Raw genomic sequence first — 11,020 nt, 5'->3', positions numbered from 1 at the left:
GAAAATTCTCTAAAAATTGCTAATAGGATGTTAGCAAAAAATTTAACTTAGCTTACATAAAGGAATATTATGAATATTTCAACTGAGGCGCTTACATCATTAATTTCTTCAAGTGGTTCAAATAATTTTGGTCATTCACTACTGAATCTATTTCATGAAAATTTAGGAATTATTGCTTGTTTAGGTTATCAATATACTGAAAATCAAAAAAAACCACGTAAGCTCATGTCCTCTTACAAAATTGATTTTAATAATCATCAAGAAATTGATGGCAGTATAGAAACATGGATGTCACTTGATTATGATACAGATCCATTATTTAAATACATTCAATATAATTCTACATTTATTGCCAGTACGCATTTTTTAGATATTAATACCTTAAAAAGCAATGATAAAAACTCTAAAATTATTTTAGAAAAATATTATGATCCTTTCGAAATTGGTGAAGAAATCGCATGGAGCTATAAGGTTGGTGATCATTTTTATACAATTAATTTATGTCGCCATAAATCAGCACGACGTTTATTAAATCATCAAAAGTTATTCTTAACACGTATATCCAATTTAATTGTTCAAAGTACCGTTCAACATGCAAAATTGATGCAGTTAAATCATCCAACGCTTATAGATACATCTTTTGAAAACCAGCAGCAAGTTATTGAACACTCCTCATCTGAAGAACGTCAGCTTAAAATTGAAAAAATTAGCCATATTTTATGTCGTTATGGATTAACGCATCGTGAGTCTGAAATCTGTGCTTATATCACCTTAGGTTATAGTGCAATTGCGATTGGTTTAATCTTAAGTATTTCGATTAATACCATTGCGACTCATCGTAAGCGGGCTTATGTAAAATTAGAAATTTCATCACAACGAGAGCTATTTAGTTTGGTTTATAGCCATAAAACTTATCAGACCTAAAAACTTTATATATCAATAGAATATACCTAAAATTTCAATATATTCTATTGATCACTTTGAAAATGGACAAACTTTTCATAGATAAACACTTTCATTTAGAAAAATATACACTTTTAATAAAACCCACCATACATTCAAATCGTCTTTTACATTAGGTTCAAAACAAATATTGAATTTTTATAAATTTATTTAAATAGATACGCACAATAATTTTTTATCCGCAAATAAATTAAAAATATTGATTGAAAATCGTTGTTCTATCCTATATAAAACTACCTATCGTTAGGTAGTTAAAGTTGATTTATATGAATACATCCGTGAGTTTAAAACTCACCATATCTCTCGCAGTTATTGTTGCATTAGGTCCAGCAGCTATTGATATGTATTTAGCATCTATGCCAAATATGGCAAAAGATCTACATACATCTTATGCATCCACGCAAATTACACTGACTGTATTTCTTATTTTTATGGGAGTCGGACAGCTATTTTTTGGTCCTTTATCCGATTCAATTGGACGCAAAGTACCATTATTATTGGGCTTGATCATTTATATTGGCGCTTCGTTTTGGGCAGCTTTGGCATCAAGCCTAGAAAGTCTGATTTGTGCAAGAGCATTGCAAGGCATTGGTGCTTCTATGGCAATCGTTATTGTCATGAGCATGGTACGTGATTTGACAGAAGGAAAAGAAGCAGCCCAACTTTATGCTTTACTAAATACGATTGTGGCATTAGGTCCAATCGTAGCACCTGCCATTGGCGGTATTGTCGGCGCTCACTATGGCTGGAGAGGCGTCATGTTTGCTTTAGGCTTTTTAGGAATTTCTGTTTTTTTAAATACCATTTTTAACTTGAAAGAAAGTTTAGCTGTAAATAAGCGCATTGAGCTAAATTTATATGCTGTCTCACAAAGCTATATAAAAATTTTAAAAAACAAAGTATTTATTTTTAATTTACTTGCCTTATCTGCTGTCTATTTCTTTTTATTTTCCTATATTGGCGGTTCATCATTTGTTTATCAAAAAAATTATGGCTTAAGTTCAGAACAATTTGGACTTGTTTTCGGCTTAACCAGTATTTGTTTAATTATGGGTGCTTCCTCATCTGCTTATTTAGTCAAGAAAATGGCGATTTCACGCTTAGCCATGATTGGTGCTGTTATCATGATGTTTGGTAGTAGTCTTTGTATTTTTATGCACACTTTAGATATCGGTCTTATTGGCATTGTGTCTGGTATTGCATTTGGTTTATTTGGGTTGGGTATATTAGAAGCAACGCTTATGGCGATTGCAATGGACTCACAAAAAACGGCTTTAGGTTCAAGTGCAGCATTATTAGGTGCATTTCCGATGCTTCTTTCTTCAACTGCAACGCCTCTTGCTGGTCAATTGGTTGAATTAGATGCCTTATATTGGTTAATGTTATTGGGTTCTATTGGTCCCTTAATTTTGGTACTGGTATTTATGGGAACTCGAAATACGCAAGCACACGCGCTTCATCACTAATTTTTTTATAGGAACTCATCCCATCATGACAACATCTCGCTCAAAATCTAAACAACGTATTATTGATGCGGCTTTTGAGCATTTTGTTCGTAATGGCTATGAAGGTGCATCTTTAAATGCGATTGCTGAGGCTGTAGGCATTCGTAAAGCATCTATTTATACACATTTTAAAAGTAAAGATGCTTTATTTTTAGAGTTATTAGAAGATGCATTAACAATTGAATGTGCCTATCTTGAGACCTGTTTTAAAGATCATTCAACTTATGAGTTACCTGGCGAAGCGTATTTATATGCCATTAAGTCTCGTTATGAAAATGCAATTACTTCACAGTTTTTGACACGAATTGCTTATGTTCCGCCTACACATCTTATAGATCATGTGATTGAAGCATATAGAAAATATATGGAAAATGTCATGAGATTATTCAAGGCTGAACTCTCCCAAGCACTGATCAGTCCACAAGATCAAGAGCTTTATACAGATGCATATTTAGGAATCTTAGATAGTTTGAGTGTAGAATTGCTCTATGATGGAACGATGTATGAACGTCGTCTTTATGCAATGCTGATGTTATATCGTAACAGCATGAAAAAATAATTTACATAAATATCAATAAAATAAATTATTGAGTGATTAGCACAAACGATTGTACTAGTCACTGATTAAATAATAAGTAAATTTTCATTCATGCTTATAAAATTAAAATCGCTAGATCTTTCATTTTAAAATGGCATTAAAAATTTTGATCATTTTACAGGTGTTTTAGGTATGTGAACAATCAACATTAAAAAACGTTTAACCAAAGGAATAAAGATTAAAATTAATGGATAAGCAACAACCCATGATAAACACCAAATGGAAAGCCACTTATAGAAAAAACCATCTATCCAGCCTTGATTCATAAAAAGATTAAAACAAGATAAAGATCCACTCATTAAGCCTGATAAAAATAAAGGCATCAACCAAGACATATGTTTTACATGGATTTTCTGTATCTTAAAAAAAGAAGTTTTTTGCATCGTTTAGCAACTCATATTCATTCATTTAAAAAATACAACAATGGTTTTAAAGCTTTTTAAGTGACTTAATCAACTCAATAAAATGTGGTAAAAATTCTTTAAATAAAGGAATTTCTTTATTTTCTAATAACACTTCTCCCATTAACTTTAGTCCGACAGCAAAAGGCTTTACCGACTCATCATTCAGTAGATTTTTTTCCTGTAAATAACCGAGTACTTTAAAAATATCATCATGATTATAAGTAGTGAATGTTAGATCCTGTCCATAGGTGGATGGATGCCCTTTGGCATCGGCAATATGTTTTACAATAACTTGATACTCATGCTGTTTCATGATTGCGCCTCATTTTTTATACGACTAATCTCAACAGCGGCTTGATCAATACTTTTTGCAATTTGATGAATAATTTCATCATTCAACGTATTGTTTTTTAACTGAAGTCTTAATGCTGTTTTTAAATTTTCCATTGCACGATGAATATCTAAATATTGATGATTATTTTGAATTTTGCGTCGGGTTTCTAAACGACCAAATAGTTGTTCTAATTGATCTTTTTGATCTGTTAAATACTCTCTTCCAGAAAGTGTAATTGTGTAATGTTTACGTGCACCTTCTCGCTTTTCTACATCAATAAATTGCATATCTTCTAGATATGCCAAAGTTGGATAAATTGTCCCTGTACTTGGTGTATATCCACCGCCAACGAGATCACCAATTTCTTTAATAATTTCATAGCCATATCTTGAGTTTTTTTCGATTATCGTAAGAACTAATAACTTCATATGCCCAGATTCAAATAATCGGCTTTTACGTGAGCTTTGATCCGAATCATTCAACAATGTATTACTCAATATTTCATTCATAAATTTAATCAATACAAATTCATTAAGATATATCTTAATAAGTCTTAATAAAAATCTCAACTAAAAAATGAGTGTAAATTTATCTCACTCATTCCATTCAGCATTTTTAAAGGTATGAAATAAATCTAAAAAATTATTGAAGTATTTTTTTGGCTTTATCGGGATGAATACAATAACTGCTTATAACAATTTTCAAGCAATTTATTTTGACTAAAATTTAATATTCTCATTACAAAAAATAAATCTATATTATTGTTTTAAATATATTTATTTAAATCCCTAACTCAAGCGTTAGAGATTTATTTTCAGTTTAAATCTCATGTTATTTTGACTAAAATGGTCGACCACCAGCGAGACTAACGCGCTTTAACAAACGTCGTTGATCCGCAGGAAACGGCTCACGAGAATGTAAAGTCGCTTGATTATCCCAAAATACAATATCTCCAACTTGCCAGTGATGTTCATATTTAAATTCAGGTTTTAAAATATGTTCACGTAACTGAGCAACTAAATCGCTTCCTTTTTGATCATCATAATTTACCAACTCAACTTCAGAACGTGTATTTAACCATAGTGCTTTACGTCCAGATTCAGGATGTGTTCTCACTAAAGGATGTGGATAAGCATGCCCTAAAATAGGTTGATCTTTATAACGATAATATGGTGTATTTATTGCATAATTTTGTTGACCATTATTGCTTTGTGCACGAACAAATGGGTTATAGGTAATTAACTGTAAATGTTCAATATGTTGCTTTGTTTGTTCATCTAAGGCGTCATATGCTTTGATTGTATTATACCAAGATGTTTTTCCACCCAATTTAGGTAGCTCAACTGCATATAATAACGAACCAAATGAAGGTGTTGGCGTCCACTGATGATCTGCATGGGGAGACAATTCACCATTCCCTGTATAATCACCTTGTCCTACCGCATTGGACACAGGAACGACATCAGGCGGTGTACCTGTATCTAATGCACTGCCTAAAACAGGATTATCAGCACTTGGTCTAAAAATAGCGCCAAAATAACTAGAAAATGCTAAAAACTGTAAATCATCCAAACTTTGTTGCTTAAAAATCAAAATTAAATGTTCAGCCAAAGCCTGCTTGAGTTTAAAAATAGTTGCTCCCGATTGTGCTTTACGCGCGTCTAAACCATACACTTCTGCACCTAAAGCCTGATCTTTTAATGGTACTATTTTAATTTCATTATCATTTTGGAATTGTTCAGAAAAATGCCATTGTGGCGCATTCTGAATGGCTTGTGAAAGTTGGCTTAAATTGGTCATTTTTTCATTATCTCATCTGATATCCTTTTAATATTCAGATTAAAACAATCAAAAAATCTTACAAATGTTAAAAAATGAATAGCTTATCAAATAAATTTACGATGCCAAAGAACAAGAAAAATCATTTAAAAAACTCGATTAAATTTCAAAATAAGTCACGTTTTTTTCAAAAAAATGCCATTTAATGCTCTAGTAAGTCAGCTTTATATTAAAAAATTTTAAATAATCAAAAATAAATGATTAAACATTCAAATCAAAGCTGATTACTTTATTTTAATGATATTTTGATCAATGAAAATAAATTATGCGATTCAAGACAACTTTTTCAATCGGTTTAACTTCTCTATTTATATTTGGACTAAGTGCTTGTCAAAAACCTAAAACACCTGTGTCTTCTAGTAAAAAATCTAATGCATCACAACAAGTTACCACAATTAAAAATATTACTGTTGGTTATCAAAAATCAGCGCTTACACTCCTCATCGTCAGACAACAAAAATTACTAGAACAACAATTTCCTGAGGCAAAAATTCAATGGAAAGAATTTCCAGCAGGACCGCAAATGCTGGAAGCTCTTTCGGTTGGAGCTGTAGATCTGGGTTTTGTAGGAAATACTCCGCCTATTTTTGCTCAAGCTGCAGGGAAAAATATCAGCTATGTTGCCTATGAAGCTGTACCTATTCGTTCACAAGCTCTGATTATTCCTAATAATAGTTCTATTACTACACTTACTGATTTAAAAGGAAAGCGTATTGCTGTTCAAAAAGGTTCTAGCTCGCATGAGCTACTTGGAAAAATATTAGCAAAAGCAAATCTAACTTGGTCTGATATCGTGCCTGTTTGGTTAGCACCAGCTGATGCGCGTGCCGCCTTTGACCAACACGCTCTTGATGGATGGGTCATTTGGGATCCTTTTTTAGCGGTCGCAGAACGTGATACCAAAGCGAAAGTACTGATTGACGGTGCTTCATTTCCTGCAACTTATCAATTTTATATTTCAAATCCTCACTATTTAAATGCTCATCCTGATGTTGTCAGTAAATTTATCACTGTAGCGAACAATGCAAACACATGGATGACACAGCATCCTGAACAAACAATCACTTATTATGCTCAAGCAATTGGGCAAGATCCGAATATTGCAAAAAAGTCTTTAGATAAACGTCCTAAAGATATTACTATTCGTGCTGTAAATTCAAATATTTTACATTCTCAACAACAAATTGCTGATTATTTTTATACAGTTAAATTAATTCCTCAAAAAATTGATATTCAGAAAGCGGCATGGCTCTCTCAATAAATAAAAGATGAATGTTCTAAATAAAAAATCAAGACAACATGACTAAATTGAAGATGTTGTCTTGATCTTACAACCGACTAGCGAATAAAGCTTAGTTCTTTACTAATTCGCTCCAATACAGGCGCTTTTTTTGCTTGAAACTCTGCTTTATTTTGCTGAATTAAATTATTTCCTTTGGTATCAATTGAAATAATTAAGGGTCCAAACACTTTAACTCGATTGATCCAAAGCGTTTCAGGCATTCCCAAGTCTAGCCATTCTGCACCTTCAATTTCCTCAACCTTCGTCGCAGCCAATACGGCACAGCCACCAGGAAAAATTGCATGTACCGCTTTAAATTCCTGACAACCTGCGGCTGTTTCAGGACCCATTCCACCTTTTCCAACAATCAATTTTACACCCGTTTTTTCAATAAACTGGCGTTCAAATTTTTCCATACGCATACTGGTTGTTGGTCCTATCGATACCATTTCATATTGCCCATCTTCTTTTTTTCGGACAATTGGACCTGCATGAAATATTGCACCACCCTCAAGATTGACAGGTAACTCACGCCCCTGCTCAATCAATCGTCGATGTGCCACATCACGACAAGTCACCAAACGACCAGTCAAATACACAACATCGCCAATATTTAAGTCTGCTAAATCTTCATCTTTGATGGGAGTCGTTAAAATTTTCTTCACAGTACAACTCCTTCATGAGATAGAATTTCATAAGACATATCTGAGTTAATTTTGATCTTGCCACGTCGATGTGCCCAGCAACCTGTATTCACTGCCACCCCAATAGTAGAAGGATGACGGGCTGAAGATTCAATATTGACCCCCATAACACTGCTATTTCCAGTCAATCCCTGTGGACCAATGCCAATTTCATTTAAGCCTTGTTCCAACAAATCTTCCATTAATGCTGCACGTGAATTTTCACTTTTCGAATCAACAGGACGCATAATGGCAAGTTTAGACAATCGTGCTGCTGTCTCAACAGAAGTTGAAACGCCGACACCAACCAAAAGTGGTGGGCAAGCATTGACGCCTCGCTCTGTAATGACATCCATCACAAATTCAGCAACGCCTTCATAGCCTTGACCAGGCATTAGTACTTTGGCTGCGCCAGGCAAGGTACAACCGCCACCCGCCATATAGACATCTATCGTACAACTGTTTGATTCTGGGACAATACGCCAATCCAACCACGGAATTTGTGTTCCTGTATTGGTACCTGTATTTTTTTCATCAAAAGTTTCAACTGCATTATGTCTTAATGGACCTGTACGCGTAGCTTCTTCAGTCGCCTCTCTTAAAATATCCTGTAATTCACCTAATAGCGGAAAATTTGCACCCGCTTCGACAAAGTACTGAATTACCCCCGTATCCTGACAGCTAGGACGATTGAGGCGATCTGCCGCTTCCTGATTTTCATCCATAGAATCATAAATCGACTTTGCCAAAGGATTGGTTTCCAATGTTCGCAATTCAATGAGCTTACGTTTTACATCTTTGGGTAATCGTTTACCAATATAAGCGGTAAATTTTGCCATGGTATCAGTCAAAGACTCGACTGCAATTTGCTTGTCCATGTGGTACTCCTCTTCAATATCTACAATTTTTAAATTACTGATTTACTGTTTTCGACACACTTAATTCAGGCTTTTTCGTCATACTTAAAATCACCGTGAGCAGCGTCGAAAGCACAAGCAAACCCGCAACAAAATAAAGTCCACCTGCATAACTTCCAGTCTGATCCTTGATCCAGCCAATCATGACAGGACCTGCAAAACCACCTAGATTTCCGATTGAGTTGATGGTTGCAATGCCTGTTGCAGCAGCTGTTCCAGATAAAAAGATCGTTGGCATACTCCAAAGTGGAGGTTTTGAACAGCTGATGCCAATATTGACGATGGTCAATGCCGCAATCAATCCAAGCATGTTATGACTGCTTGCTGCGATCACTAAACCTATTGCAGCAAACATACAAGCAAGTGCGACATGCCAACTGCGTTCACCTGTACGATCTGAGTGCCGTGACCACAGCACCATTGCAACCACTGAAATAAGAGGTGGAATTGCATTGACCAATCCTACTGTCATCGATGACACGCCAAGATCTTTAATAATTTGCGGTGCCCAGATACTTAAAGTGTATAAACCCGCCGATGTTCCAAAATAAACCAATGCCAGTGCCAATACGCGTGGATTTATCAGACCACGTAAAATGCTGTGATGTTGCTGATTGTCTTTACCAACATCTTCATCCTGCATGGTCTTTACCAACCAAGCACGTTCATCATCTTTTAACCATTTCGCTTGTGCAGGTTTATCCGTCATGTAGAAAAATACGATAAAACCTAAAATAACCGCAGGAATGGCTTCAATCACAAACATCCATTGCCAGCCTGCAAATCCCCATATTCCATCCATTTGCAACAATGCTGCGGAGAGTGGCGAACCAATGACCACCGCCATTGGAGCAGCAGCCATAAACATGGCAATAACACCTGCTCGATGTCGGGCAGGAAACCAATAAGAAAGATATAAAATGATGCCTGGGAAAAAGCCTGCTTCAGCGACGCCTAATAAAAAACGCATGACATAAAAGCTTGTTGAACTTTCAACAAAAGCCATTCCACCTGCCACTACCCCCCAAGAAAGCATGACACGTGCAATCCAGATGCGTGCGCCAACTTTATGTAAAATGACATTGGAAGGGACTTCAAATAAGAAATATCCCAGAAAAAAAATGCCTGCTCCGAAACCTAAAACGGAAGCACTAAAACCTAGATCTTGTTTCATGGTCAGGGCGGCAAAGCCAATATTGACACGGTCAATATAGGCAATTAAATATAAAATCATGATAAATGGAACAATACGCCAGCTGATTTTTCTTAGCGTCCTTTTCTCAATATCCATGTCCATCTGCTGTCTCCATATGATGTGCGTTAACCCGTCAATTGCCCCATACAGCGTGATGGCAAACAATTAACCTGGCGCTAAGCTCCCCGCTCTTCATCACATTCCTTATATGATGTTTTTTTGTTTATAACCTGAGTATTTTCAAAGCACTCATTGCTACAGGGGGGTAACGTGATATGCATATTAGATGCTTTTCAAAATCAATGAATCGATATAAAGTTAAAACACTATTGCAAAAAATTTATTAATCATGCACTCAGATAACGAATTAGCCTTCTTTTGCTTACTAATAAAACAAGGTAGCTTGGTGGCAACTGCCCGAGAGTTAAACCTCACACCACCTGCTGTTTCACGCCGTTTAAGTCATCTTGAAGAGCGTTTAGGCGTTCGACTGTTAAATCGAACAACGCGTCGCATCAGCCTGACCCATGAAGGTGAAATTTATTATCAGAACGCACTGAGAATTTTGCGGGAAATTGAAGAAATGGAGCAACTTGTTGCTCGTAGTCGGACATCTCCGAAAGGTTTATTGCGTGTAAATGCCCCTTTTGGGTTTGGTCGAACTTATATTGCGCCGTCTATTTCTTCCTTTGTGCAAAAATTTCCTGAAGTCGAAGTACAACTACATTTAACAGATCGCCCCATTGCATTGCCCAATGAAGCCATTGATGTTTCGATTCATTTTGGTCAACTGCCTGACTCACGTCTGATTGCCAAACGCATTGCTGAAAATCGCAGACTCTTATGCGCAGCTCCTGCTTATTTAGAACATGCAGGCATTCCACAAATGCCAAGAGATTTGACCTCACATCAATGTATTGTGCTTAGACAAAATGAAACTGCTTATGCCAATTGGCGTTTTTCCAAAGGCGAGAAAGAAGACACTGTTAAAGTTCATGGCAATTTAAGCAGTAATGATGGGCAAGTCACTTTAGATTGGGCATTGGATGGGCATGGAATTTTGATGCGTGCAGAATGGGATGTGGTTAAATATCTAAAAAGTGGACGCTTAATTCAACTTTTAAAAGAATACCAAACCCCTCCTGCTGATATTTATGCGGTATATACAGATCGTTTGGAACATTCACCCCGAGTTGCTTTTTTTCTGGAACATTTGATACATCATCTCAAGCATTCAACCTCTCTGAAAAATTAATCATGCATCAACTAAAAATCAAGGCATGGTGTATCCAATCTGAGT

General features: G+C 35.6%; 12 protein-coding genes. 5 read left to right on the top strand and 7 right to left on the bottom strand.

Going from position 1 to position 11,020, the window contains the following annotated elements; genetic code table 11:
* Positions 1 to 69: 69 nt before the first annotated feature.
* The 3 genes from C9E89_RS12285 to C9E89_RS12275 all read left to right on the top strand — a co-directional run bounded on the left by C9E89_RS12285 (position 70) and on the right by C9E89_RS12275 (position 3,027).
* Positions 70 to 924, top strand: coding sequence for a helix-turn-helix transcriptional regulator (locus C9E89_RS12285; RefSeq protein WP_107008629.1), 855 nt, complete (start codon positions 70 to 72; stop codon positions 922 to 924).
* Positions 925 to 1,229: 305 nt separating this feature from the next.
* Positions 1,230 to 2,429, top strand: a complete 1,200-nt coding sequence (locus C9E89_RS12280) for a multidrug effflux MFS transporter (RefSeq protein ID WP_107008628.1) — start codon at positions 1,230 to 1,232, stop codon at positions 2,427 to 2,429.
* A gap of 25 nt (positions 2,430 to 2,454) precedes the next feature.
* Positions 2,455 to 3,027 carry a TetR/AcrR family transcriptional regulator gene (locus C9E89_RS12275; protein ID WP_107008627.1) on the top strand — a complete coding sequence of 191 codons (573 nt, stop codon included), beginning with the start codon at positions 2,455 to 2,457 and terminating at the stop codon, positions 3,025 to 3,027.
* A gap of 149 nt (positions 3,028 to 3,176) precedes the next feature.
* Here C9E89_RS12275 and C9E89_RS12270 read toward each other — a convergent pair whose 3' ends face one another.
* From C9E89_RS12270 to C9E89_RS12255, 4 genes are all read right to left on the bottom strand, one after another.
* Complete coding sequence (locus C9E89_RS12270) at positions 3,177 to 3,449, bottom strand: DUF2798 domain-containing protein (protein WP_107008626.1); 273 nt, start codon at positions 3,447 to 3,449, stop codon at positions 3,177 to 3,179.
* A 46-nt stretch (positions 3,450 to 3,495) separates the two neighbouring features.
* Positions 3,496 to 3,783, bottom strand: coding sequence for a DUF3861 domain-containing protein (locus C9E89_RS12265; protein WP_107008625.1), 288 nt, complete (start codon positions 3,781 to 3,783; stop codon positions 3,496 to 3,498).
* Positions 3,780 to 4,313 carry a PadR family transcriptional regulator gene (locus C9E89_RS12260; protein ID WP_107008624.1) on the bottom strand — a complete coding sequence of 178 codons (534 nt, stop codon included), beginning with the start codon at positions 4,311 to 4,313 and terminating at the stop codon, positions 3,780 to 3,782. Before C9E89_RS12260 ends, C9E89_RS12265 begins: the two co-directional genes overlap by 4 nt.
* A gap of 331 nt (positions 4,314 to 4,644) precedes the next feature.
* Positions 4,645 to 5,604 (bottom strand): TauD/TfdA dioxygenase family protein, encoded by a 960-nt coding sequence (locus tag C9E89_RS12255; protein ID WP_107008623.1) that lies wholly within the window; start codon positions 5,602 to 5,604, stop codon positions 4,645 to 4,647.
* Between the two features lie 304 nt (positions 5,605 to 5,908).
* On the opposite strand from C9E89_RS12255, the gene C9E89_RS12250 reads away from it, so the two are divergent.
* Positions 5,909 to 6,904 carry an aliphatic sulfonate ABC transporter substrate-binding protein gene (locus C9E89_RS12250; RefSeq protein ID WP_107008622.1) on the top strand — a complete coding sequence of 332 codons (996 nt, stop codon included), beginning with the start codon at positions 5,909 to 5,911 and terminating at the stop codon, positions 6,902 to 6,904.
* 77 nt (positions 6,905 to 6,981) lie between these two features.
* On the opposite strand, the gene ttdB is transcribed toward C9E89_RS12250, so the two are convergent.
* Genes ttdB through C9E89_RS12235 form a run of 3 tightly spaced genes read right to left on the bottom strand, consistent with a single transcriptional unit; the run spans position 6,982 to position 9,822 of the window.
* Positions 6,982 to 7,590, bottom strand: a complete 609-nt coding sequence (gene ttdB, locus C9E89_RS12245; protein WP_107008621.1) for a L(+)-tartrate dehydratase subunit beta — start codon at positions 7,588 to 7,590, stop codon at positions 6,982 to 6,984.
* On the bottom strand, positions 7,587 to 8,486 hold the full coding sequence (gene ttdA, locus C9E89_RS12240; RefSeq protein WP_107008620.1) for a L(+)-tartrate dehydratase subunit alpha: 900 nt from the start codon (positions 8,484 to 8,486) through the stop codon (positions 7,587 to 7,589). Before ttdA ends, ttdB begins: the two co-directional genes overlap by 4 nt.
* Before the next feature lie 34 nt (positions 8,487 to 8,520).
* A complete protein-coding gene (locus C9E89_RS12235; protein WP_107008619.1) occupies positions 8,521 to 9,822 on the bottom strand; it encodes an MFS transporter in 1,302 nt (433 codons plus the stop codon).
* 247 nt (positions 9,823 to 10,069) lie between these two features.
* Here C9E89_RS12235 and C9E89_RS12230 point away from each other — a divergent pair, with 247 nt between their 5' ends.
* The gene (locus C9E89_RS12230) at positions 10,070 to 10,975 is read left to right on the top strand and encodes a LysR family transcriptional regulator (protein ID WP_107008618.1); all 906 of its coding nucleotides are present in this window, start codon (positions 10,070 to 10,072) and stop codon (positions 10,973 to 10,975) included.
* The last annotated feature ends 45 nt before the right edge of the window (positions 10,976 to 11,020 follow it).

The sequence above is a fragment of the Acinetobacter sichuanensis genome (assembly GCF_003024515.2).
In the GTDB taxonomy this organism is placed as follows: domain Bacteria; phylum Pseudomonadota; class Gammaproteobacteria; order Pseudomonadales; family Moraxellaceae; genus Acinetobacter; species Acinetobacter sichuanensis.
This window is presented reverse-complemented; position numbering and strand designations above follow the sequence as displayed.